This is a genomic window from Mycobacterium sp. Aquia_216, assembly GCF_026723865.1.
Classification (GTDB): domain Bacteria; phylum Actinomycetota; class Actinomycetes; order Mycobacteriales; family Mycobacteriaceae; genus Mycobacterium.
Window position 1 is genome coordinate 2,245,199 of the sequence record NZ_CP113529.1, and the last position, 25,866, is coordinate 2,271,064.

Genomic DNA, 25,866 nt, shown 5'->3' on the forward strand with positions numbered 1-25,866 from the left:
CTCAGCTCGCGTCAAAGGAGGACAAGTCCACCAGAGCCAGTTCCACCGGTTGCGAGCCCGTACCGGCATCGTCGGGGATGGCGTCGACGGCGTCCTGGATCAGCGCCCGCAGCGCGATCGGGAAGCATTGGGCGAGCGCTTGTGCCCGCAGCTGCGGAACGCGGCGGGCGTCGTACCACCAATCGAGGTGCAGCGAGCCGGAATGCCGGTACACCCGAAGTTCGACGGCGTGGCCCAGGCCCGGAATCGGATCCCGCACCGGCAGCGCCGCGTCGGAATCGAATTGGACCGGTCCGTCCAGGCGCGGCGCCTCCGGGACGATGCCGACGTTGCGGAGATGGATGTCCGAGGCGCCCGCGGCGGCCAGCGTCCGCGCGGTGGGCGCATAGACATAGCGAAGCAGTCCGTATCCGACCCCGAAATGCGGTACGGATTTCAGGGTGTCGGCCACGGCGGACAGCAACTCGGTCGCGCCACCGTCCTTGGTGCACCGCAGCGGAGCGGGATAGATCGTGGTGAACCGTCCGATGGTCCGGCGCAGATCGACGTCGGGCCGCAGCACCGAACGCCCGCTGCCCTCCAGGTCGACCGAAACCACACCCTCGGCGACCGTTTGGGCGATCGTTCGGCTCAACGCCGCCAGCAGAACTTCGTCGATCGACACACCCAGCCTGCGTCGGGCATCGTCGACTTCGGCCGTCTCCGCGACGTTCAGCGTCGACGGCAACCGCAACAGGTCGTCCGCACGGGGTGGGGCGGCGATCTCGGGATCGCCCACCTGCACCGTCGCCGTGCTCAAGCACTCAAGCCAGAAGTCGCGGGTGTCGACAACCGCCGGATGCGTCGCCAGAGCGCCGGTTCGCAGCGACCAATCGCGCCACCCGGCGCCGGTCGGCGGTAACAGGATTTCTTCGCCCGCAAGTTGTTGGGACAACGCGGTGAACAGATCGGTGAGCAGGATTTCGCGCGAAGCGATGTCCGCGATCATCTCGTGGGCGGACAAAATCAAGTAGTTGCCATCCCGGCCACCAGCGATATAGGTCGCGGTGAACGGGGTGCTCAGGCCGTCCCGCGCCGCGAGCTCGGTCATGATGTCCAATACCGCCGCGCGTTCGGCACCCGCGTCGCCGGGCAGAATTCGCGACGACAGGTGCTGGAATTCCTGCGGTTCGGTGATGTGCTGACCCCACGTTCCGATGCGGTCGACGAATTGAAGTCGCAACGCATCGTGGTGGTTGGCCAACGCGGTGAGCACGGACCGGACGTCGTCGATGGTGACGTGGGGAGCGAGCCGGAAGATCAGCGGCACCCGCCAGCGACCCGTGTCCTGCACGCCGTGTTCGAAGAAGCCGGCGATGTTGGCGGGCACCGGCAACTGCGCTTCGGCGCTGAGTGGTTCCGTCAGCCCCGCACCGGTGAACTCGGCGTCCAGCGCGGCGGCCAGGCCGGCCACGGTCGGGTGTTCGTACAGATGCTGCGGGGTGACGCTCAAGCCGGAGTTGTTGGCACTCGTCGAGATGCCGATCGCGATCAGCGAATCTCCGCCCAGGTCAAAGAAATTGGCGTTGCGGTCGAGCGAGGTCACGCCCAGGCACTGCGTCCAGATTCGATGCAGCGTCGCCTCGGTGGCGGATTGGCCGTTGACGGGCGCTGCGGCAACCGCGGCTCCGTTGGTAGACGAACCATTGGCTTCCGCCGGTGCCTCGGTCCACACGGCGGGTTTGGGATCGACCCAATGCCGCTCGCGTGCAAAGGGATAACCGGGCAAGCTGACGATGCTGTTCGCCGATCCGGTGAGCGGCGACCAGTCCACTGCCACATCGGCCGCCCACAACTGGCCGAGGCCGAGTAAGAAGGCGTCGCGGTCATCGGTGTTCTGCACCGGGTGACGCATGAGCCGCACGGCGCGATGCCTGCTCGACCATTTCGGATGCCGCATCGCCGAGCCGGTCAGGCTGCCGCCCGGACCCATCTCGACCAGGACCCGGTCCGGATCGGTCAGTACCACATCGAGTTCGTCGGCGAACCTGATCGTCGCGCTGATCTGGCGCGCCCAGCCGGCCGGGTCGATGGCCTGTTCATCGGACATCCAGGTTCCGGTCAGGTTGCTGAGCAGGGGAGTGTTCGGACGGCGAAGCTCGACGCCGGACAGAAATTCCTGGAACTGTGCCGCCATGGGATCCATTGCACTGGAATGGAATGCGTGGGTCGCGCGGACCCGTCGCGCGGTGATCCCGCCCTCGCGAAGGCGCTGGGTGAACGCGCGAATCTTGTCGTTCGGCCCGGCGACGACGCAGTTGCCGGGATCGTTGACCGCGGACAGGTCGACTCCGGGGGCGAGGTACGCGGCGATGTCGTCCGGACCCAGTGCCACCGCGACCATGGAACCCGCCGGGGATTCATGCATCAGACGGGCCCGCAAGGACACCGTCTTGATCGCCGTCTGGAGGTCGAATACCCCGGCCAGGGTGGCCGCGATGTATTCGCCGGTGCTGTATCCGATATACGCGCCGGCGCGCACACCATAGGTGTCGACCAACTTCGCCAGCGCGTATTCCACCGTGAACAGCGCGGGCTGAGAACGGTCAATGCGTTCCAAATCCGTTGTAGCGTCGCCGAATATCTGCGCATGCAGGTCGATACCCATCTCGTCGCGGAATCCCGCGACGCAGGTGTCGAAGTGTTCGGCGAAAACGGGCTCGGTGTCGTACAGCCCCCGCGCCATCCCGACGTGCTGAGCGCCTTGCCCGGGAAACATGAAAACGACGCGGTCTGCGCTCGGCTCGGCGGCTTCACCGCGACCGATCGACTCCCCGACGAAAACATTCTCGTGCTCGGATGCCCGCAATATCTTCGCCGCGTGCTCGCGGTCGTGGACCACAGCCGCCATGGTGATGTTGTGCTTGCGACGACGGGAAAGGGTGAAGGCGGCGTCCGAAAGGTCCAGATTTTCTGGGCCGGCCAGCGTAGCGGCCAGGGCGGCACGCGACTCCTCGAGTGCCGCCGCGGTTCGTGCCGACAGCAGCAACACCTGCGGTCGTGCGGACTTGGCGGCTACCGCAACGGGCGGTGCGTGCACTGGTGCTTCTTCCAAGACGACGTGCGCGTTGGTGCCGCCCACCCCGAACGAACTGACACCGGCCCTGCGCACGCCGTCGGATTCCCATGGGGCGTAAGCACTTTGCACGGTGAACGGGGTTTCGTCGAGATGCAGTTCCGGGTTGGGGCTGGTGAAGTGCAGCGTCGCGGGGATCGCCTTGTGCTTCAGGCACAGAATCGCCTTGATCAGACTGACCACGCCGGCCGCCACCTCCAGGTGGCCGATGTTCGACTTGACCGACCCCAGGACACACGGGCCGGGCCGCGGCGTCTCGGAGACGGCGAACGCGGCATTCAGGCCCTGGACTTCGATCGGATCGCCCAGCGCCGTGCCGGTGCCATGTGTCTCGACATAACTGACGCTCGAGGCATCGACACCGGATACCGCGTGGGCTTCCGCGATGACATCGGCCTGCGCGGCCGGATTCGGGGCTGCGTAACCCATCTTCATGGATCCGTCATTGTTGATCGCCGACCCGCGGATGACGGCGTGTATCCGGTCGCCCGCATCGATGGCGGCCGGCAAGGGCTTGAGTGCCACAATCGCCACTCCGCTGCCGAAGACCGTGCCGTCGGCTCGCACGTCAAAGGGTCGGCAGTGACCGGCCGCCGACACCATCGCGCCCGGCGAATTCCAGTAACCGACACGATGCGGGACGGCCAGCGACGACCCGCCGGCAAGTGCCATGTCGCATTCCCCGGACAGGAGGCTCTGGCAGGCCAAATGGATCGCGACCAGGGACGACGAACACGCGGTCTGAACCGAGATGCTCGGCCCGCGGAGATCGAATTGATGCGATACCCGCGTTGCCAGAAAGTCCTTGTCGTTCTGCAGGAACAGGTTGAACTGCTCGAAGTCGAGTCCGGTTGCCATGAAGGCGCCGTGACCATGGTGCGACGACAGATTGTGCATCAGATAACCGCTGGGGGAGCTGGTTCCGTACACGCCGATCGACCCGTCGAACTGCGCCGGGTCACAGCCGGCGTCCTCGAACGCATGCCATGCGCACTGCAGGAACAAGCGGTGTTGTGGATCGAGCTTGCGGGCGAGCTGCGGTGGGAACCCGAAGAAATCGGCATCGAACTCGTCGAATCCGTCGACCAGCGGCGCGCGCCGCACATACCCCGGATTCGCCAGCACCTCGTCGCCGATACCGGCAGCCCGGAGGTCTTGCTCGGAAAGCGTGACGATCGACTCTTCGCCGCGCCGAAGGTTGTCCCAGAAATCCGAAACATTGTTGGCGCCGGGGAATCTACCGGCCATGCCGATCACCGCGATTGCGTTGTCCGGCAACATCTCCGGGTTGATGCTCATTACTGACGTCCTCGCTTTCGCCGCAGTGCGGCTTGTTGGCGCGCCGCCGCGCGCTGCTGTGCCCGGTCGCGGACAGCACCCTCGGCTTGGAGTGCTTGCGCGTCCCCGGTCAGCCCAAGCTGGCGGAGCAGCTCGGCTGTGAGATCGTTGAGCGTTGCGCCCTGCAGCAGCAGCGCCACCGGCGGCTCGGCGCCGAAGTCCGCTCGCGCGGAGTTGCGGATACGCACCGCCATAAGGGAATCCATGCCCAGCTCGACCAGCGGCAGGTCCGCGTCGACGGCGGATCTTTCCGCGTAGCCCATCACCGCCGCGATGCGTGCGTGCAATCGTTCGGCAATCGCCGATTGTGCTTCGCTGGGATCGAGCCCGTGCAGCGCCTCGGGGCCGGCCCAGTTACCGCCGTCGCCCGCGGCGTCGAGTTCGGCCACCACACTGGTGAAGTAACCGAGGTTACGGATTTCAGGGAAGGCGATCAGTGCCCGGTCGGCACGCAGCCGGGCAACTCCGGTGTGGCCGCGGCCGGTGGCCAGCAACGGCTCGAGTGCCGCGACACCCTCGGCAGGGGTGATCGGATCCAGCGGCCCGCCGGTCAAGGCGCGGGCCAGCCCGACCTCGGCCCACGGCCCCCAGTTGACCACTGCCGCGGGCAATCCCGATGCCCGGCGCCAGTCGACCAGGGCGTCCAGCCATGCGCTTGCGCAGGCGTACGACGCCTGCCCCGGACCGCCCAGCAGGGACGAGGTGGAGGAAAACCCGAGCCACCAGTCCAATTCGCATCCGGCACTGGCTTCGTGCATCCGCAGCGCGCCGATGACCTTGGGCGCCCACACGCGCTGCAGGCTGTCCTTGGTCATGGAGAACACCAGGCTGTCGTCGAGTACCGCGGCCGCGTGCAGGATGCCGCACAGAGTCGACGCACCGGCGGCCGCGACCAACTCTTCCGCCACGCCGTCGGATGCCAGGTCGCCCAAGACCACTGCGATCTCGGTTTTGCGTTCCAGCTCGGCCAAAACCGTGCGCTGTTCGTCCGACGGCTCGCTGCGGCCGTTGAGGACGATGCGGCCCGCGCCGCTATCCGCCAGCCACCGCGCGAACACCAGGCCGAGACCCCCCAGGCCGCCGGTGATCAGGTACGACGCTCCCGAACGGACCACGCCGCCGCGGGTGGGTTCGTCGAGGGTGGCACGGGACAGCCGCTCGACGTATCGCTTCTCGCCCCGCCAGGCGATCACGTCGTCGATCGAGCCGGTAACCACGGACTCGAGCTCGGCATTGAGCGTGGTGACCGGATCCCGGGTGATGTCGAGATCGACCAGTGTGGTGCGCAGTTCCGGATGCTCGTAGGCCAGCACGCGCACCAGGCCTTTCAGGGCGCCGATCCCTGGCTGGCCCGCTTCGTCGCCGACCGCGAGGCCATTCCCGGATACCAGCCACAGCCGTGGTGGCTGGCCGTGCCAGCCGCCGACCACCGCGCGCACGACCGTCGAGACCGCCCAGACCGCTTCGCGGGCCTGGGCGACGCCGTCGTTGGTCACGCGCGGGTTGGCCGCGACGAACACGACCACTCCGACGGGCGGACGCTCGGGATCGCCTGCGGTTTCGGCGAATGCGGCGAGCACGGCGGATTCGTCGTACAGGCTGGCGGTGATGACCCGGTGCGCCGGTGAGCGCCAGCCCTCGATGAACTGGACGGCTTCGGGCGTTTGCCCATCGGTGAGCACCAGCCAACTGCCGGGGACGTCTGACGGCCCGGCATTGACCGGACGCGGCGCCCAGGCGGTATCGAAGACCTTCTGCGACAAGGGAAGTGGCACGCTGCGCCGTTCCACACGCCGCACATAGATGTCGTTGATCTCCGCCGTGACGGTGCCGGCGTCGTCGGTCAGGACGACTCTGCCGAGCTTTCCCGTGCCGCCTTCGTCGAGGTTGGAAAGCTGGGCCCGGCAACGGGCCCGTCGGCCGAGGTTGCCGTATACCCGCACCGATTCGAATGACACCGGGAGATAGCTGGCTTCGGCGGATCCGGCGAGTTCGTCGTCGGGTATCGCGGCCGCCAAACTCTGCAGGGCCGCATCCAGGATGACCGGGTGGAGCCGAAAGTCGGGGTGCCACGGCGACTCGTCGGGAAGCACGATCTCGGTTTCGACGGCACCGCCGGGCAGCCGGCGGATTGCCGTCAAGGCGGCGAAGGCGGGACCGTGGAATTGACCGGCCTGGCGCAGCGCGGTGTACAGGTCCGCTGGACTGATCGTCGTCTCACCACTGCCGTCGGTGGGTGCGGGCCGTTCGGGCGATGCCTCTGCCGTCCGTACTTCGGCCCTGGCCGTGGCGTGCCGCGTCCAGTCGTTACCCGATGAGCGGGAATAGATTTCGATCCGGATCTTGTCGTCGGCGCCACGCATCAACTGAGTGGTCACCTGAGTGTGGTCGTCCAGGGTGAGCATCTGCTCGACTTCGAGCTGGTTGACCGACACGGCGTGGGCCGGCACGCCCAACGCCTCACTGGCCGCGGCCACAGCGATTTCGGTGAACCCGGCGCCCGGCATGGTGGCCTGGCCGAACACTTTGTGGTCGGCCAGCCAGGCGGACACCTCGGTGCCGACGTCAGCTTGCCAGACGTGGTCGCGGCTGGACGGAACTTCGATGTGCACACCGAGTAACGGGTGGGCGGCAACGGAGTTCGACATCGCGGACCGATCAGCGACCCAGAATTGGGTGTGTTCCCAGGGTGTTACCGGGATGTCGGCCAGCCGACCGTCGGCGGTGTTCGTCGTCGTGTCACCCTTGGCGACGAGCTGCGTGGCGAGCTGCGTGTGGAAGGTGACGGTGTCGTCGGTGTCGCGTAGCAGGGTGCCGAGGGCGCGGGTGTTGGCCGCACCCAGGGTGTCGTTGATCGAATGAGTCAGCAGCGGGTGCGGACTGATTTCGATGAAAAGGTGGCCGGCGCCCGCGGTGCTGATCGCCTGGTGGAAGCGCACCGGATTGCGCAGGTTAGCCGCCCAGTAGTCGGCGTCCAGCAGTGGTGCGGGCCCCTCCATCGTGGTGGTGATCATCGGGATGGTGGGTGGCTTGGGAGCCAAATCCGAAAGGGCCGAACGTAATTGCGGCAGTACCGGGTCGATGATCGGGTGATGGGAGGCGACGTCGACCTCGATGCGCCGGGCCAGCAGGTTGCGGGCGGTCAGCGCCGCGATGACCGCGTCCACCTGTTCGGGTGGGCCCGCGATCACCGAGTGGCTCGGGGAGGCGTGCACGGCGAGCGTGATCTGCGGGTAGTCGGCGATCAGCGCTTCGACGGCGGGGGCGTCGAGTTCGAGCAGAGCCATCGCGCCCTGGCCGGACAACCGCGCCATCAGCTTGGAACGGGTGGCGATCACTCGCAGTCCCTCGGCGGGGGTCAGCGCTCCGGAGACCACCGCTGCCGAGACTTCACCCATGGAATGCCCGATCACCGCGTCGGGTGAGACGCCGTGGTGGCGCCACAGCGCGGTCAGTGCCAGCTGGACGGCCACCAGCAGCGGCTGGATCTTGTCGATGCCGGTGACCGGGCTGCCCTCAGCAAGGGTTTGCCGCAGCGAAAAGCCGGTCTGGGCAACGAATTCAGGTTCCAATTCGGTGATGGCCGCCGCGAAGGCGGGCTCATCGGCGAGGAGTTGGCGGCCCATTCCGGCCCACTGCGCGCCCTGGCCGGAGTAGACGAACACCGTGCCGGATGCGTGGCCGGTTTCGGTGGGTCCCGCGACACCGGCTGCCGGGGTGCCGGTGGCCAATGCCCGCAGCCCGGCCGCCGCGGCGGCGTGGTCGCGCGCGACGACGGTGCCCACCCAGTTGTGCCGGGCCCGGCGGTGATTCAGGGTGTGTGCGATATCGGCGAGCGGGGCCGCCTTTCCGGCGCCGGCGATCCAGTCGGCCAGACTTGCGGCGGTCGAGGCCACCCGCTGCGGCGTCTTGCCCGATACCACCAACGTGGACACCACCGGCGTGGCCGACGGTGGCGGTGTGGTGGTCACGTTGGGTGCCTGCTCGACCACCACGTGCGCATTGGTGCCACTGAGTCCGAATGACGACACCGCGGCCCGGCGGGTGCCCTCGGTGGGCCACGCGGTGCCCTCGACCGGGACGAACAGTCGGGTCGACGACGGGTCGATGGCCGGGTTCCACCGGGTGAAGTGCAGATTGGGCGGAACGTATCCCCGATTCACCGAGAGGATCGCCTTGATGAATCCGGTGACACCGGCCGAGGCTTCCAGATGCCCGATGTTGGTCTTGACCGAGCCCAGCGCGCAGCGCCCGTCACCGCCACCGTAAGTGGCCGCGAGCGCTTCGAACTCGATCGGATCGCCCAAAATAGTTCCGGTACCGTGCGTTTCGACGTAGTTGACGCTGTCTGCGGTGGCGTCTGCCAACCGCAGCGCGGTGGTGATCACGTCGCGCTGCGCGGCCGCGTTCGGGGCGGTCATGCCGTTGGACCGGCCATCGGAGTTGATCGCCGAACCGCGGACCACCCCCAGCACCGGATCCCCGTCGCGGACGGCATCGGCCAATCGCTTGAGCACCACGACGCCGCAACCTTCACCGCGCACGAACCCGTCGGCCAGGGCGTCGAAGGTCTTGCATCGGCCCGTCGGCGACAGGGCCGACCACTTCGACAACGCGATGCTGGTAAACGGCGACAGGGAAAGGTGCACCCCGCCCGCGAGTGCCACGTCGCTTTCCCGCAGCCGCAGGTTCTGGCAGGCCAAATGGATGGCCACCAAGGACGACGAACACGCGGTGTCGACCGCCACCGCCGGGCCGCGAAGTCCCAACAGGTACGAGATGCGCCCTACCGCGGCACTGTGCGGGTTTCCGGTGCTCATGTACGCGTCGATATCGGCGTTGCGTTCGAGGTTGAGAATTGTGTAGTCCCAGGCGGACACACCCATGATCGCGGCGGTTCGGCTGCCGCTCAACGAGTCCGGTGGCAGCCCGGCGTGTTCGAGTGCCTCCCAGGCAACCTCGAGCAGGATCCGCTGCTGGGGGTCCATCGCGACGGCTTCGCGGGGGGTGATGCCGAAGAAGTCGGCGTCGAACCCGGCGACGTCGTCCAGAAATCCGCCCCACTTCGTCGTCATCCGTCCCGGTGCCTGCGGATCGGGATCGTAGAACGCATCGCCGTCCCACCGATCGGCCGGCACCTCGCCGACGGCGTCGCGCCCGTCGACCAGCAGCTGCCAAAAGCTCTCCGGCCCAGACACCTTCCCGGGCAGCCGGCAGCCGATCCCGAGTACGGCTATCGGCTCGGCGACATCGGTCGGAAAGGCGGTGCCCGCGCGAACAAGCTCACGTGCGAGCACCTCGCGCGCCTTGGGTGACATCTGTGCCGCGCGTTCGGCGAGACTCGTCATTACTCGCTGCCCCCAGTTGCGGTTTCGAGCTCGCTCGCTGCAACGAGGTCGGTCAGCAATTCCATTTCCTCATCGGATAGCTCGGTTTCGGCGTCCGGTGCCGGTTCGTCATCGGCCACCGTGTCATAGCCGAGACGTTCGCACATGGCACCCGCGAGATCCTCGATCGTCGGATACGCCCAGACCAGCGCGGCCGGCAAGGTGGTGCCCAAGCTTGCTTCCAGCCTGTTCCGCAATTCGAGCGCCATCAGCGAGTCGAGACCGAGCGACTCCATCGGCCGATCGTGGCCGATCGGCTCGGTGGATCGCAGCACCGCCCGGATCTCGCCGGCGATCACGGCGGCCAGCCGGCCGGGACGCTCGGCGGCGTCGGTGGCATCCAATTCCGCCCGGATCGCGCCGCCGCCGCGCCGCTCCACCTTGGTCGCGTCGAGTAATTTCGCGAACAGCGACGAACCACCGACGGCGGGGAACGATTGGAACCACTGCCGGGCATCGAGGTGGATCACACCGGTGCCGGCGCGGTCGGCCGACAGCACCCGCTGCACCGCCCCCAGCCCCTCCTCGACCGTGATCAGCGAGACGCCGAGATCGGCGAAGAACTGGGCGCGGCCCACCTCCGCCCATGGGCCCCAGTTGATTCCGACGGCGGGGAGCCCTTGCGAGCGTCGGTAGGCGACCAGCCCATCGACCCACGAGTTGGCGGCGGCGTAGGTTCCCTGGCCGGGCGTGCCCAGCAGCGAGGATGCCGACGAAAAGGTAAGCCACCAATCGACATCCAGGTGTGCGGTGGCCTGATGCAGCCGCCAGCTACCGGTGACTTTCGGGGCGAACACGCGCCGCGCGGCCGAATCCGAGATGTTGAGCACGATTTCGTCATCGAGGACCATGGCGCTGTGCAGGACTCCGGCCACCCGCAGGCCGGCGTCTTCGACGGCCTGCACCAGCCGACCGGCCGTGTCGGGTGCGGCGATGTCGCCGGTGACCACCTCGACACGGGTGCCCGCGGCTTTCATGTCCGCGATCGCTGCCGCAGCGTCGTCGCCGGCAGCCGAACGCCCGTTCAGGACAATCAATCCCGCGCCCTGGGCCGCCAGCCACTTGGCGACGACGAAGCCGAGGCCACCCATGCCGCCCACGATGATGTAGCCACCGTCCGGGCTGACCAGCGGCTGCGGCGTCGCCGCCACTGCGTCGATGCCGCCGTGCGCCGGTACCGTCACGGCGATCTTGCCGGTGTGCTTACCGGAGGCCATCAGCGCAAAGGCGTCACCCGCGTCGTCGAGACCGAATGCGGTGACGGGAAGGACCTGCAGGGTGCCGTCCGATACGTGCCGCAGGATCTCGGACAGCATCGCACGGTACCGCGCCGGCTGCAGTTTCAGGTTCAAGTCGAGGTCGACGACGGCGAAGGAAGCACTTCTCTTCAATCCGGCCAATCCCAGGTTGGCATTGCCGTACACGTCCTTCTTGCCCAGTTCGATGAACCGGCCACCGGGTGCGAGTATCTGCACCCCGCGTTGAATCGCTTCATCGGGAAGCGAATTCAGAATGACATCCACGCCATAGCCTCCGGTGGCCTCGAGTATCTCGTCGGCGAAATTCACGGTGCGCGAATTGCCGACGTACTCGACACCAAGCCCGGCGAGCATCTCGCGCTTGGCTTCCGAACCTGCCGTGGTGTAGATGCGAGCGCCGATCATCCTGGCGATCGCCATCGCCGCCAGGCCCACGCCACCGCTCGCGGAATGGATCAGCACCCGTTCGCCGGGAGCCAGCCTCCCGACCTCGCACAGCGAGTGCCAGGCGGTGAGATACGCGATGCCGAACGCGGCCGCTTCGGGATCCGGCAGCGTGTCGGGAATCGGGGTAACCAGATCGGCCAGTGTCGTCAGGTGGGAACCGAACGCGCCGGGCCCGATGGCGATGACGCGCTGCCCGATCTCGACCGAGTCGACACCGGCGCCGACGGCGGTGACGATGCCCGCGCACTCGGCGCCGATGACGGGCGGCGCACCGTCGAGGCCGGGGTAGATGCCCATGGCCTTGAGCACGTCGCTGAAGTTGAGGCCCGCGGCACTGACGCGGACTTCCACCTCATCGGCAGCCGGCGGGATCCGTTTCACCGCATGCACTCTCAGCGCGTCCAGGCGGCCGGGTTCGTCGATCTGCAGTCGCACCGCGCCACCGGCGTCCGGGTCGACTTTTGCGTGGCGAGTCTCTCCGGCCAACTCACCGGCCGCCGTAGTGGCCGCGGGCACCAGCCTGTTCAGGTAGCGCTGCCCGTCGCGCAGCGCGATCTCGTCGGCGTCGGAGCCCGCGAGTAACTCCTGAGTCAGGGCGCCCACCGAGCCGGCACCGTCGGCCTCGATGTCGACGATCGTGGTCTTCAGTTCTGGATGCTCGAACGTCAGCACTCGCGCGATGCCGCGAAGTTCCGTTTGCGCCAGCGTGACTCGATCAGCGGAGTCGACTTGCTGGGCGCCACGGGTGACGATCCACAGCCGTGGGCTGTTGCGGGCGCCGATGCGCGTCACGGTCTTGGCGATGTCCGCGATCAGCAGCGTGCGCGCCAGCGCCAGGTCCAGTTGCGCCGCCTCGCTCAGTGCGTCGTCGGCGCTTCTCGGCGGGCACAGCACGACGATGCTATCCCATGGGTTTCGGCTGATCGCCGCGCGCAGCGCCACGGTGTCGGTCGGGGACACCACCTCGACTTCGGCGATGCTGTCGATCAGCGACGACCGCAGCGCGGGCAGGAGCGGATCGCCCGCGGCGGGCTCGCCGATCAGCAGCAAGCCACCGAGATTGGTGGCGGCCGGTTTGTCCAGCGGTGCCGGTTCCCATTCGAGAGCGAACAGATGGCTGTTGAGTTGCTTTGCGCCACTTGTCGACCCGAGCACCGCCATCTCGACTTCGTCGATGACGAGCAGCGGTTGGCCCTGCGCGTCGGTCAGCACGACATTGCCAAGCAGCCGATCCGGACTGTCGGTGGCGGCAAGTGTGCCGATCGAGCACACGCCGTCGGCGATGTCGCCGTACACGTGGACACCCGCGAAACGTATCGGCAGCACCAGGGTTTGGCGGGCGTTCTGGCCGCCGGCCAGGTCGGTCGCGGCCCGGGTGGCGCCGAGCACCTGCACCGCGATGTCCATCATCACCGGGTGCAGCACGAAGTTGCGGGAACCGGCCTTGGCCGACGAGGGGAGCCGCACTGCTGCGCGAGCAGCACCCGATGCTGCCACGGTGAGGTTGGTGATCCCGCGAAACGCCGGTCCGTGTTGTTGTCCGGCAGCGCGCAGCCGCTGATAGAGGTCGTCGGGGTTGAGTTCGGCCGCAACGTCATTCGAGCTGACGATCGCGGGCGGTGCGGTCTGCGCCGACTCGCGCGCGACGCTGGCGGTGGCGTGCTTGATCCATCCTGACGCGCTACTGTGCGTGCGCATTTCGATCTGGCACGTGTGCTCGCTGCCGGTCAGCGTCGTGACCAGAACCGTCGCCTCGGTTACCCGCAACATCTGATGCAGACTGAGCTCCCGGATCATCCACGGCCGCTCGTCCTCGGATCCTCCGAATGCGTCCGTTGCCGCGGCCAGTGCGACGTCGGCGTAGGCCGCTCCCGGCAGCACGCACAGGTCGTCGATCACGTGATCACCGAGCCACAGCAGATCGGGGGCGAGCTCGCCTTCCCATATCCGGGTGCCGCTGGTGGGGTCGGTGACGCCAAAGCCCAGTAGCGGGTGGGTGTTCGGCGCGTGGTGTGCCGCGGTGCTGGGGGAGATCCAGTGCCGAGTGTGCTGCCACGGGGTGGTCGGCAGCACGGTTTGGTGTCCGTGGGTGTGCGGGGTCTGCACCGGGCGGGTGGTATGGACGGCGTTGAGGTTGGTGTGGAAAGTCAGGGTGTCATGCGCATCGCGCTGCAGGGTTCCGACGCTCACAAAGTCGGAATCCTCACTCGTGGAGAGGGTTTCGCCGATCGCGTGCGTCAACAACGGGTGCGCACTGATCTCGATGAAGGTGTGGTGGGGACCACCGGCGTCGCTAACGGCATGAGTGATCGCCTGCTGGAAGCGCACCGGGTTGCGCATATTGGTGGCCCAGTGCTCGGCGTCGAAGACCGGGCGAGCGTTCAGGTCCGGGTAGGTGGTCGAGATGATCGGGATGGCCGGCGGACGCGGGCGAAGGTCGGCGAGTTCCGCCCGCATCTGCGGCTGCAGCGGGTCCATCGCCGGATTATGTGGCGCCACTTCGATATTGACTCGCCCGGCGAAGTGGTTCTGGGCGCGCACCTTCTCGATCAGGGTGTCGATCGTCGAGGGAGGCCCGGCGATCACGGTTTGCCGCGGCGAAGCATAAATCGCCAAGGTGACCTGCGGATGATCCGCGATCAGCTGCTCGGTGGCCGCGGGGTCGAGTTCGAGCGTGGCCATGGTGCCCTGTCCCGACAACGGAGCCATCAGCCGCGACCGGGTCGCCGTCACCCGCAGGCCCTCGGCAGGAGTCAGGGCGCCGGCCACCACCGCGGCGGCCACTTCTCCCATGGAGTGGCCGATCACCAGGTCGGGGGTCACCCCGTAGGAGCACCACAGCGCGGTCAACGCCAACTGCATCCCGATCAGACCGAGCTGGATCTGCTCGATGCCGACCAATTCCTTACCGCCGGCGATCACGTCGTGCAGCGAAAACCCGGCTTCCGCACCGAATACCGGGTCGAGTTCGGCGATGGCGGCGGCGAATGCGGGCTCGTCGGCCAGCAGCCGCCGACCCATTCCCGCCCACTGCGATCCCCGGCCCGAATAGACGAATACGGTGCCGGGTCCGATCGCGCCCGCCGGGCAGCCGACCACGCCCGGGGCGGGCTCACCGGCGGCCAGCGCACGCAATCCCACCACCGCCTGCTCGCGGTCGACGGCGACCACCGTGGCGAACTTGGGCTGCTGGGCCCGGTGGTGGTTGAGCGTGTGCGCCACGTCGGCCAGCGGCACCGCAGCCCCCGCGTCGTCCATCCAGTCGGCCAGCACGGACGCCGTCGCTGCCACGCGTTGCGCGGTCTTGCCCGAGACGACCAGCGTCGACACCGCGGGTTCCGGGTCGCGCTGCGGGCTGGGCTCGCGATCCGGTGCCTGCTCGATCACCACGTGCGCATTCGTCCCGCTCACCCCGAACGACGACACACCGGCCCGGCGCGGTTGCTCGCTCGACGGCCATTCCATGTCCTCGGTGGCGATCCTCAATCGCGAAACGCCTTGGCTGGCATGGGGAGTGAGTTTGGTGAAGTTCAAGTTCCGCGGAATGCGGCCATGCCCGACGGCCAGCACGGTCTTCATGAATCCGGCGATTCCCGCCGCCGCCTCCAGGTGGCCGAGGTTGGTCTTCACCGCACCGAGCACCAGCGGTGCCCGGTCGGATCGATCGCCGAAAACCTTACTCAGTGAGTCGAGTTCGATCGGATCGCCCAGCGGGGTGCCCGTTCCGTGTGCCTCGAGGTAGTCGATGTCGTCCGGCGTCAACCTGGCCGACGTCAACGCCTGCCGGAGCAGGGCCTGCTGCGCCGGGCCGTTGGGCACCGTCACCCCACTGCTGGCGCCGTCCTGGTTGACCGCCGAACCCCGCACCACGGCGAGGATGCGATTGCCGTCGCGTTGCGCGTCGGACAACCGCTTGAGCACCACCACACCGGCGCCCTCGCTGCGCACATAGCCGTTGGCTCCGGCGTCGAAGGTTTTGCACTGGCCGTCCGGCGACAGCATTCCCCACCGCGAGCACGCGATGCTGGCCACCGGGCTGAGCAGCAGGTTGGTCCCACCGGCCAGCGCCGTGTCGCTTTCGCGCAACCGCAGGCTCTGACAGGCCAGGTGGATCGTCACCAGCGACGAGGAGCATGCGGTGTCGAGCACCACCGCGGGCCCGCGGGCGCCGAGTAGGTAGGCGGTCCGCCCGGCGGCGAAGTTCGCCGAGTTTCCGGTCAACAGGTAGGCGTCCAGCTCGTCGGGTCGCACCGCGGCGGACATCTTGAGCATGTAGTCGTAGGCGGTGACCCCGACGAAAACCCCGGTTTGGGTGCCCTGCAGCGCGTGCGGTGGAATCCCGGCGTTTTCCAACGCTTCCCAGGCGACCTCGAGGAACAACCGCTGTTGCGGGTCCATCGCCGCCGCCTCGCGCGGCGGGATGGAGAAGAACTCGGCGTCGAATTCGTCCGGCTGCCAGGTGGACAGGAAACCGCCTTCGCGGTTGCAGATGGTGCCGGGGACGGTGTGATCCTCGGTGAACAGCGCGTCGGCGTCCCAGCGTTCGGGCGGAACGCCGACTATGCCGCTTCGCCCGTCGCGCAACAAGTCCCAGAACTGCTCGGGGCTGTTTACCCCGCCGGGCAACCGGCAGCCCATGCCGACGACGGCGATCGGTTCGGTGCCGGCCCGCTCGGCGATCTCCAGCCGCGCGGTGAGATCGTCGATCTTGTGCAGCGCCTCGGTGATGATCGCCCGGCGATCCGGTATGGCTGCTGTCATTAAGAGCCTCGTAGCCTCTCCGACAGTTCCGCAAGTAACTCGTCCTCGTCGAGGTCGTCATAGGCGTCGGCGGTCGGTTCGTCGTCCGCATCGAGCTCGGGCAGCACGGTGGCCAGATATTCGGTCAGGCTGTACACGGTCGGGTAGTCGAAAATCACCGATACCGGCAGCGCCTCGCCCAGATCGTCGGACAGTGCCCGCCGCAGCATCGCGCTCATCAGCGAGTCCATCCCGAGTTGGAAGAAGCCGGTCGAGGGATCTAGCGACTCGCCTGCGGGCACTCCGATGGCCTTGGCGGCCAGCTTGGCAACCTGGTCGAACACCATGGCGTGCCGGCGGTCGGGCGCGCACGCGCGCAACGCGATGCGGAACTCGCTTTCGCCCGTCGTCATCTCGCCCGGTACCGGCAGCAGGTCGTCGACGATGTGCAGCGATCCGCGGGCCCGGTACGCGTCGGCGAGCAGTGGCCAATCCGCCTCCACCACAATGGAATGCACTCCGGCAGCCGGGCTCAGCACGTACGGCAGCGCGCCGATCGCAACCTCGTCTTCCATCGGCAGCAGGCCCGAGCCCACACTGACCTGACTGGCCTCGTCGGTGTCGGCCAGCGATTTCCAGAGTCCCCAGTTGACCGTCGTGGCCGGCAATCCCATGACGCGTCGGGCATACGCCAGCGCGTCCAGATATCCACTGGTGGCGGCGTAGTGGCCGAGCCATCGTGAACCGGTCAGCCCGGAGATCGAAGAGAACAAGAGGAATTGGCGCACCGACGTTTTCGTCAGCGACAGCCGATGGAGCAGCGCGGCGGCGTCGAGTTTGGGTGCGAACATCTCCCGCACGTCGGCGTCGGTCATGTCCCTGAGCAAGACCGGCTGGCCGGCAAAGGCCGCCAGGTAGATTCCCTGCAGCGGCGGCAGGTCGTCACCGAACCGGTCGAACAGCCCGCTCATCGCGGTTGCGTCGGTGGCGTCGGCGGCCACCGTGATGAGGTTCGCACCCGCTGCGGCAAGGCTTTCCGTCAGTGCGTGCAGGCGCAAGCCCGGGTTGCGGGACACCGCAACAATGGTTTTGGCGCCCATCCGGGCGAGCTGGCGGATCAGGTGCGGACCGATGTTGCCGGTGGCCCCGATGACAAGCTGACTGGTGTCGGCGTCCAACGTGAGCGGCGATTCAGTTGGCAGAGTTCGCCGTTGCAGCCGGGCCACATGGCGCGCGCCGCGCCGGTACACGACCTGGTCTTCACCGTCGGTGCTGCCGACTTCCTCGAGAAGCTGCTTGGCCACTACCTCGGCCGGCACCGAAGCATCGAAATCGACTATGCCGCCCCAGATTTCGGGGTGTTCGAGAGCGAGAGTGCGGCCCAGGCCCCAGAGTAGTCCATGGGTGGGGTTGGCGCGATCGCCGTCGAAGACGGGTTGGGCATTGCGGGTGACCAGCACCAGCTTCTCCGCCGAAGTGCCGGCGGCCATCACCGCGGCGAGCCGGCGCACCTCGTCGAACAGCCGATAGGCCAGCCCCACGTCGAACGAATCGCCGGTTGCCGGCGGCGCGTACAACACATGGTCGACATCGCCAAGCGCCTCGGCCAATTCCACGGGATCGGCATCCGCGTCCACGGTTCCAGCGGCCAGTTGGGTCGCGAGGTCCGGATCGCCGACCACCAGCCAGCGCCCGCGGCTGCCCGGCGCGACCAGCTCGGCGGCCGCCGACGGTATGGCCGGCCACGACAGCTGATACGAGCAGTCGTCGAGCGGGCCGGCCGCCGCGTTGGGCAGGGCAGAACCGTTGCGGTGCAGAGATTCCGGTGCTTGCCGGGTGATGGGGGTGACATCGACCCAGTGCCGGGTGTGGTGCCATGGGGTGGTGGGGATCTGGGGATGCGGTTCGGGGGGATGCGGCGTCTCGGGCGGATTGGTGGTGCGCACCGTGTTGAGACCGGTGCGGAAGGTGATGGTGTCGTCGGTGTTGCGTTGCAGGGTTCCGATGCTGGTGTATCTGCTTCCGTGCTGGGCGCTGTGCAGGGTTTCGCTGATCGCCTGGGTCAGCAGCGGATGGCCGCTGATCTCGATGAAGGTGTGGTGGTCGGTGCCGGCGGCGGCGATCGCCTGCTGGAAGCGCACCGGGTTGCGCATGTTGGTGGCCCAGTGTTCGGCGTCGAAGGCCGGACGAGTGTCGAGATCGGAGTATGTGGTCGAGATGATCGGGATCGTAGGTGGCTGCGGGACCAGATCCGACAGCTCCGCACGCATTGCCGGTTGCAGGGCATCCATCGCTGGATTATGGGGAGCCACTTCGATATTGACCCGGCTGGCGAACCGGTTCTGGCTGCGCACCCGGGCGATCAGCGCGTCGATCTGCCCGGTCGGACCGGAGATCACGGTCTGGCGTGGCGAGTTGTAGATCCCCAACGTCACCTGCGGATACTCGGCGATCAGCGTCGCGGTCGCCGCCGCATCGAGTCCGAGCAAGGCCATCCCGCCCTGTCCCGACAACGGTGCCATCAGCCGCGAGCGCGTCGCGGTGACCCGCAGCCCCTCGGCGGGCGTGAGGGCTCCGGCGACCACCGCGGCGGCCACCTCGCCCATCGAGTGACCGATCACCACGTCGGGGTGCACCCCGTAGGACCGCCACAACGCCGTCAACGTCAGTTGCATGCCGATCAGGCCGAGCTGGATCTGCTCGATACCGACTAATTCCTTGCCATCGGCCAGCACGTCGTGCAGCGAGAACCCCGCGTGCTCGACGAACACCGGCTCCAACCCGGCGACCGCGGCGGCGAAAGCGGGCTCGTCGGCCAGCAATTGGCGGCCCATGCCGGCCCACTGCGAACCGCGCCCCGAGTACACGAACACCGTGCCCGGCGCTGCCTCGTCACTCTCCTGCGGGCCCACCACCCCGGACGCGTGCCGGCCGGCCGCCAGCGCGCGCAAACCGGAAACCGCCTCGGCGCGTTCGCGCGCTACGACCGTGCCGAACTTGGCTTGCCGGGCGCGGTGATGGTTGAGCGTGTGAGCCACATCGACCAGGGCCACCTCGGCCCCGTCGCCGTCCATCCACTCGGCCAGCACCGCCGCTGTGGCGGCCACCCGTTGTGGCGTTTTGCCCGCCACTACCAACGTCGAGATACCCGGAGCGGAAGTGGGCCGCGGTTCGGTCGCAACATCCTGGCCCTGCTCGAGCACCACATGCGCGTTCGTGCCGCCGAATCCGAACGATGACACCCCGGCCCGGCGCGGATGCCGAGTCTGAGGCCAATCAGTTTGTGTGTCAACGACTTTCATCCGCAAATCGGCGAACGGAATATGCGGATTCGGACTTTCGAAGCGATGATTCGGTGGGATCTGGCCGTGTTGCAACGCCATGACCGCCTTGATGAAGCCGGCGATTCCGGCTGCCGCCTCAGTGTGGCCGATGTTCGTCTTCACCGCGCCGATGAGCAGTGGCGCATCCTCCGAACGCCCGCGGCCCAGCACCGTGCCAAGAGCGCGCGCTTCGATCGGATCGCCCAGCAGTGTTCCGGTGCCGTGAGTTTCGACGTAGTCGACCTCGTTCGGTTGCATACCGGCGTTCGTGTAGGCGGCGCGCAGCACCGCCATCTGTGCCGCGGGGTTGGGGGCCATGAGCCCGTTGGAGCGGCCGTCCTGATTGACCGCCGAGCCGCAGATCACGGCAAGCACCCGATCGCCGTCGCGCTGCGCGTCGGTCAGCCGCTTGAGCACGACGACCCCGGCGCCTTCGCCGCGCACGAACCCGTCGGCCGCCGCGTCGAACGCGCGGCATCTGCCGGTTGGCGACAGCGCACCGGCTTGGTCGAAACCGCGAAATATCGTCGGAGACAACAGCACGTTCACACCCGCCGCGATGGCCAGATGCGAATCCTGAGTGCGAAGGCTTTGGCAGGCCAGATGTATCGCCACCAGCGACGACGAGCATGCGGTATCCACTGCCACCGACGGGCCGCGCAGGTCAAGGAAATAGGAGAGCCGGTTGGCGATGATGCTCATCGCGCCGCCGGTGTTGTTCCAGGCGTCGACCTGGCAGAGGTCGGCCAACCCGATGGCGCCGTATTCGCTCGAGCAGGATCCGGCGAATACGCCGGTCTGCGACCGGCGCAGCGAGCTCGGTGCGATGCCGGCGTGCTCCAAGGCCTCCCAGGCCACTTCCAATAGCAGACGCTGCTGGGGGTCCATCTTGGTTGCTTCGTTGGGGGAGATCTCGAAAAATTCCGCGTCGAAAGCGGCGATGTCAGACAGGAACGAACCCCACCGCGTGGTGCGGGCCAAGGCCTCCGCAACCTCGGGTGAGCCGTCGTCGAACGGCTGCCACCGCTGCGGCGGCACTTCTGATATCGAGCACCCGCGGTCGAGGAGGAACTGCCACAAGGCATCCGGTCCGGAGATGTCGCCGGGGAAGCGGCATCCCATCCCGATGACGGCGATCGGTTCCTCGAGCGAGTTGCGGGCCGCGCGGTCGGGCGCGGTGTCCGACTCGGGTGCGGGCGCGGGCGCGGTCAGGTAGAGGGCCAGGGCGTTGATCGTCGGGTGCTCCCAGAAATCTATCGGGGACACGGTCTTTCCCAGCAACTCCGACAATTCACCGGAAAGCACGACCGCCTCGCGCGAGCTCACGCCGTGGTCGGCCAGGGAGAGCTCCGGGTCGACTTCGTCCGGCGTGCGGCCGATGTTCGTCACCAAATAGTCGATCAGCCAGTGCCGAAGGTCGGCTTCGCCGCGGACGCTTGAGGTCATAGGAGCACGTCCGGGGGTCGCTCGGCCTGCTCGCCCAGCAAAGCGGGTGTGGAAGAGTTGGTCACCGGTGTCGCTTTACCTTCCAGTTTGCTGCGGGTGCTCTGTGCTGCACCCTGCGTGCCGCCCCGTTCAGCTGCTTTCGCGGCTCCTCCACGGAGCCCCCCGGTGACACGGCAGCTGCTGACGGAAACGTCGGCGCGAGGAGTTGGATGGCCGAAGCGCGACGATCGTCCACCCCGACCATCCGTCTCTTTAAGCAAGGTAAGCAGTCTTTCATGGGGAAGTGAGGAGATTGAAGAAATCCACAGATTTTGGGTGCGGTCCCCCCGGCCTTATTTTGCGTGCGTCTACTATAGTGCCAGCTGTTTGCATTCCTGCAGCTCAAGAGGGGTACTGGCCGGAGTGACGGGTGGTATTCATGAGGCAGGGGTGGCGAATGGTAGGTAGAGTGAGATGAATCTCATCTGCCGACGAGGGTCGCATGGCGGCCGCGTTCTGGGACCTACGCACCAGTTTCATTCCAACGCGCCTGGCCGTGCTGGCGGGCCGGGCGGCGGCAGTCGGACGCTGAGCCACCCGCAAGGCGGTAGTCCGGCGAACGCGTGATCGCGATGGGTCGAGGTCGGCGACCGGCACCCGATCGCGGTTCGCTCAGCTAACTGTCGCCGCGGGGGTCGAGGACGAATTCCTCGATCGTCTTCACCAGTTCTGGCAAATGTGCAGTGAGATAGAAATGATCCCCGGGGAAGACCTGCAGGGAGAACTCCTGCGTGGTGCGATCGGCCCAGGCCCTCATGTTCTCATCGGCCACGATGATGTCGTCGTCGCCGACGAATGCATGGATCGGGCATGACATCTTTATCTCCGGGGGCCGGGTATAGGCGGCAATGGTCCGGACGCTTTGCAACGTGGGCAGGATGCTCGAGGCGAATTCGTCATTTGCCAGGTGCTCGGGATTCGTCTCGGTGACCTGGGCGACCAATTTCAATATCTCGTGGTCCGATCCCTGCAATTCCTTATATCTGATGTGGCCCGGCGCCGCGCAGGACGATATGAAAAGCGCCGCGATTGGGTATCCGGCCGATTGGAATCTCAACGCCACCTCGAACGACACCAGCCCGCCCATACTGTGGCCGAAAAAGGCCACCGGAGCTCCGGTTTTGGCCGACGGCGCCATCATCGTGAAGATTTCCTCGGCGAGTTCGGGAATGCTGGCGAGTTCCGTCAAGCCGCGATCACGCCGGCTGGGGTATTGCACGGCGACCCGTTTGATATCCGCGGAGAACGCCTTGGCAAAGGGAACATAAAATGTCGCAGACCCACCGGCATGGGGAAAGATATATAAAGTCGGCGTGCTCGCGTTGCCGCCATTTCGGTCGGTGGGCCCGGTCACCGGCTCAGCCTATCGCGATGCGCTTGGTCGCCCGGCCGCGACCATCGGCGCCTGCGGTGACGACGGGCCGTCCGACCTGCGCTGGGCGGTGCCGCGGAATTCCTGGAAGAATGCCATTTTGTGAGGCGATTGCCATGCCGTGTCGCAATTCAGGCAACCGATACGACGGCTGCCGGGCGAGGGCACCACGCGCGTCCGGGCAAGCCCGGTGCGCCAATGCCCGACACACCGGTGTCGCCACCGTCGTCACAGAGGCAACACCAGGCACACTAGTAACAACCGGATCTTGTTGTAAGACGCCAGGAGGGCATGGCCGTGTATCGAGTCTTTGAAGCGCTGGATGAATTGGGCGCCATTGTCGAAGAAGCCCGCGGCGTGCCGATGACGGCGGGTTGTGTGGTGCCTCGCGGTGACGTGCTGGAGTTGATCGACGACATCAAGGATGCGATCCCCGGCGAACTGGACGACGCCCAGGACGTGCTCGATGCGCGTGATTCGATGCTGTCGGACGCCAAGGCGCACGCCGACTCGATGGTGTCCTCGGCAACCACGGAGTCGGAGTCACTGCTCAACCACTCCCGCGCGGAGGCCGACCGGCTGCTTTCCGACGCCAAGGCGCAGGCCGACCGGATGGTGAACGAGGCGCGCCAGCACAGCGAGCGGATGGTCGCCGACGCGCGCGAGGAAGCGATGCGCATCGCCACCGCGGCCAAACGCGAGTACGAAGCCAGCGTCGGTCGCGCCCAGGCCGAAGCCGACCGGCTGATCGAAAACGGCAACATCTCCTACGAGAAGGCTGTGCAAGAGGGCATCAAGGAGCAGCAGCGCCTGGTTTCGCAGAACGAGGTCGTGCAGGCGGCCAACGCGGAGTCCACCCGCCTCATCGACACCGCCCACGCCGAGGCGGACCGGCTGCGCGGTGAATGCGACATCTACGTCGACAACAAGCTTGCCGAGTTCGAGGAGTTCCTCAACGGCACACTTCGTTCCGTGGGCCGCGGTCGCCACCAGCTGCGGACGGCAGCCGGCACGCACGACTACGCCACCCGCTAGCGAGCGGCGCCGCCGGGTTCGGCTCGCTGGGCGCCGAGCGCCACCACCTGGGCGGATGGCCGATGTGCCGTCCAGGGCACGCCCGCGGCGCCGTAAGATTTCGCTATGGCGCGCAAACACACCACCACTGCGCAGCAGCATCCGGCCTCGCCGATGACGGTTGACGTCACGCGGCTCGGGCGACGCCCGGGATCGATGGTGACGCTGCGCAACACGGTGCCCAGCCCGTTGCGCATCGGACTCGACATGATCGCTATCCCGCAGGGCGCTCCGCTGGACATGGATCTGCGGGTCGAGTCGGTGTCGGAAGGCGTGTTGGTCAGCGGAACGGTCTCCGGCCCCACCGTCGGCGAGTGCTCCCGATGCCTGACCGAGGTCCAAGGGCACGTGGAGGTTGGGTTGACCGAACTTTTCGCCTATCCGGACAGCACGACGGAGGCGACCACCGAGGAGGACGAGGTCGGCCGGGTCGTCGACGACCGCATCGATCTCGAGCAGTCGATCATCGATGCCGTCGGACTCGACCTTCCGTTCGCACCGGTATGCCAGCCGGACTGCCCGGGGCTGTGTCCGCAATGCGGCGTGCTGCTGGCCGATGACCCCGGCCACCACCATGACAGCGTCGATCCGCGATGGGCCAAGCTGGTGGACATGCTGTCCGACGATTCCGGTGACGCCGATACCTCTCGGGGGGACCGGTGACCTCGCGGCAAACTCTGCTCGATGCGCTCGGGGTCGGCCTGCCCGAGGAGCTGCTCTCGCTGGCGCTGACCCACCGCAGCTACGCCTACGAGCACGGCGGACTGCCGACCAACGAGCGACTGGAGTTCCTCGGCGACGCCGTCCTGGGCCTGACCGTCACCGACGAGCTCTACCATCGTCATCCCGACCGTTCGGAGGGAGACCTGGCCAAACTGCGTGCCAGTGTCGTCAACACCCAGGCGCTGGCCGACGTCGGACGACACCTGTGCGAGGGGGGACTGGGCGTCCACCTGTTGCTGGGCCGCGGCGAAGCGAACACCGGCGGAGCCGACAAGTCGAGCATCCTGGCCGACGGCATGGAATCGCTGTTGGGCGCGATCTATCTGGCGCACGGCATCGAGACGGCGCGCGAGGTGATCCTGCGGTTGTTCGGTGCGCTGCTGGACGCCGCACCCACGCTGGGCGCGGGCCTGGATTGGAAGACCAGCCTGCAGGAGCTCACCGCGGCCCGCGGCATGGGTGCGCCGTCCTACCTGGTCACCTCCACCGGCCCAGACCACGACAAGGAATTCACCGCGGTGGTCGTCGTGATGGAGACCGAATACGGGTCGGGTGTGGGCCGCTCCAAAAAGGAAGCCGAGCAGAAGGCGGCCGCCGCGACCTGGAAAACGCTGGAAGCGTTGGACACCGCGGGGAAAACGCCCGTCTAGATGCCCGAGCCGCACTAGATGCCTGAACTGCCCGAAGTCGAGGTGGTGCGCCGCGGCTTGCAAGCCCACGTCGTGGGCAAGACGATCACCGCGGTCCGGGTGCACCACCCCCGCGCGGTGCGCCGCCACGGGGCCGGCCCGGCCGACCTCACGGCCCGGCTCCTCGGCGCGCGAATCGACGGAACCGATCGGCGCGGCAAGTACCTGTGGCTGCTGCTGGATTCGGAGCCGTCGGGCCAAGAATCCGACACGGCGCTGGTCGTTCACCTCGGCATGAGCGGGCAGATGTTGCTGGGCGAGGTGCCGCGAACCGACCACGTCCGGATCTCCGCGGTGCTCGACGACGGAACCGTGCTGAGCTTCGCCGACCAGCGGACGTTCGGCGGCTGGATGCTTGCCGACCTGGTGGAAGTCGACGGCAGCGTGGTCCCGGAGCCCGTCGCGCACCTCGCGCGTGATCCGCTGGACCCCCGCTTCGACGTCGATGCGGTAGTGAAGGTGTTGCGGCGCAAGCATTCTGAGCTCAAGCGCCAGTTGCTGGATCAGCAGGTGGTTTCGGGAATCGGCAATATCTATGCCGATGAAGCGTTGTGGCGGGCAAAAGTTCATGGTGCCCGGGTAGCCGCCACGCTGAGCCGCCGCCAGCTGATCGCCGTCCTGGACGCCGCCGCGGAGGTGATGCGCGAGGCGCTCGGCAAGGGGGGGACCTCGTTCGATTCGCTGTACGTCAATGTCAACGGAGAGTCGGGCTATTTCGACCGATCCCTGGACGCATATGGGCGCGAAAGCCAAAGCTGCCGGCGCTGCGGGGCGGTCATACGCCGGGAGAAATTCATGAACCGTTCGTCGTTCTACTGTCCGCGCTGTCAGCCGCGTCCACGCAGTTAATCCCTTTTCGCGAAAAGCTGAGGTTATCCTCGCCATCGTGAGGTTATCCTTACCAAGATGATCAA

The 25,866-nt window shown here is 67.1% G+C and carries 9 protein-coding genes; 4 read left to right on the forward strand and 5 right to left on the reverse strand.

The window, feature by feature from the left end:
* Position 1: 1 nt before the first annotated feature.
* From OK015_RS10540 to OK015_RS10560, 5 genes are all read right to left on the reverse strand, one after another.
* Positions 2-4,414: a type I polyketide synthase gene (locus OK015_RS10540; RefSeq protein WP_268131224.1), complete on the reverse strand. Its 4,413-nt coding sequence runs from the start codon at positions 4,412-4,414 to the stop codon at positions 2-4.
* Complete coding sequence (locus OK015_RS10545; protein ID WP_268131226.1) at positions 4,414-9,801, reverse strand: type I polyketide synthase; 5,388 nt, start codon at positions 9,799-9,801, stop codon at positions 4,414-4,416. Before OK015_RS10545 ends, OK015_RS10540 begins: the two co-directional genes overlap by 1 nt.
* Positions 9,801-16,307 carry a type I polyketide synthase gene (locus OK015_RS10550; RefSeq protein WP_268131228.1) on the reverse strand — a complete coding sequence of 2,169 codons (6,507 nt, stop codon included), beginning with the start codon at positions 16,305-16,307 and terminating at the stop codon, positions 9,801-9,803. The genes OK015_RS10545 and OK015_RS10550 overlap by 1 nt, the downstream gene beginning before the upstream one ends.
* Entirely contained in the window at positions 16,307-21,055 is a 4,749-nt protein-coding gene (locus tag OK015_RS10555) for a type I polyketide synthase (protein ID WP_268131229.1), read from the reverse strand. Before OK015_RS10555 ends, OK015_RS10550 begins: the two co-directional genes overlap by 1 nt.
* A 655-nt stretch (positions 21,056-21,710) precedes the next feature.
* On the reverse strand, positions 21,711-22,448 hold the full coding sequence (locus OK015_RS10560; RefSeq protein ID WP_268131231.1) for a thioesterase II family protein: 738 nt from the start codon (positions 22,446-22,448) through the stop codon (positions 21,711-21,713).
* Positions 22,449-22,763: 315 nt separating this feature from the next.
* On the opposite strand from OK015_RS10560, the gene sepIVA reads away from it, so the two are divergent.
* The 4 genes from sepIVA to mutM all read left to right on the forward strand — a co-directional run bounded on the left by sepIVA (position 22,764) and on the right by mutM (position 25,801).
* On the forward strand, positions 22,764-23,501 hold the full coding sequence (gene sepIVA, locus OK015_RS10565; protein WP_268132612.1) for a cell division protein SepIVA: 738 nt from the start codon (positions 22,764-22,766) through the stop codon (positions 23,499-23,501).
* A gap of 105 nt (positions 23,502-23,606) precedes the next feature.
* Positions 23,607-24,203, forward strand: coding sequence for a YceD family protein (locus OK015_RS10570; RefSeq protein ID WP_268131233.1), 597 nt, complete (start codon positions 23,607-23,609; stop codon positions 24,201-24,203).
* Positions 24,200-24,913 (forward strand): ribonuclease III, encoded by a 714-nt coding sequence (rnc, locus tag OK015_RS10575; protein ID WP_268131235.1) that lies wholly within the window; start codon positions 24,200-24,202, stop codon positions 24,911-24,913. Before OK015_RS10570 ends, rnc begins: the two co-directional genes overlap by 4 nt.
* Positions 24,914-24,931: 18 nt before the next feature.
* The gene (mutM, locus tag OK015_RS10580) at positions 24,932-25,801 is read left to right on the forward strand and encodes a DNA-formamidopyrimidine glycosylase (RefSeq protein WP_268131237.1); all 870 of its coding nucleotides are present in this window, start codon (positions 24,932-24,934) and stop codon (positions 25,799-25,801) included.
* Positions 25,802-25,866 lie beyond the last annotated feature (65 nt).

Coding starts and splice junctions, on each gene's coding strand:
- OK015_RS10555 (WP_268131229.1), bottom strand. CDS start 21,055: ATGACCTCAAGCGTCCGCGGCGAAGCCGACCTTCGGCACTGGCTGATC.
- OK015_RS10570 (WP_268131233.1), top strand. CDS start 23,607: ATGGCGCGCAAACACACCACCACTGCGCAGCAGCATCCGGCCTCGCCG.
- OK015_RS10550 (WP_268131228.1), bottom strand. CDS start 16,307: ATGACAGCAGCCATACCGGATCGCCGGGCGATCATCACCGAGGCGCTG.
- OK015_RS10540 (WP_268131224.1), bottom strand. CDS start 4,414: ATGAGCATCAACCCGGAGATGTTGCCGGACAACGCAATCGCGGTGATC.
- mutM (WP_268131237.1), top strand. CDS start 24,932: ATGCCTGAACTGCCCGAAGTCGAGGTGGTGCGCCGCGGCTTGCAAGCC.
- OK015_RS10545 (WP_268131226.1), bottom strand. CDS start 9,801: ATGACGAGTCTCGCCGAACGCGCGGCACAGATGTCACCCAAGGCGCGC.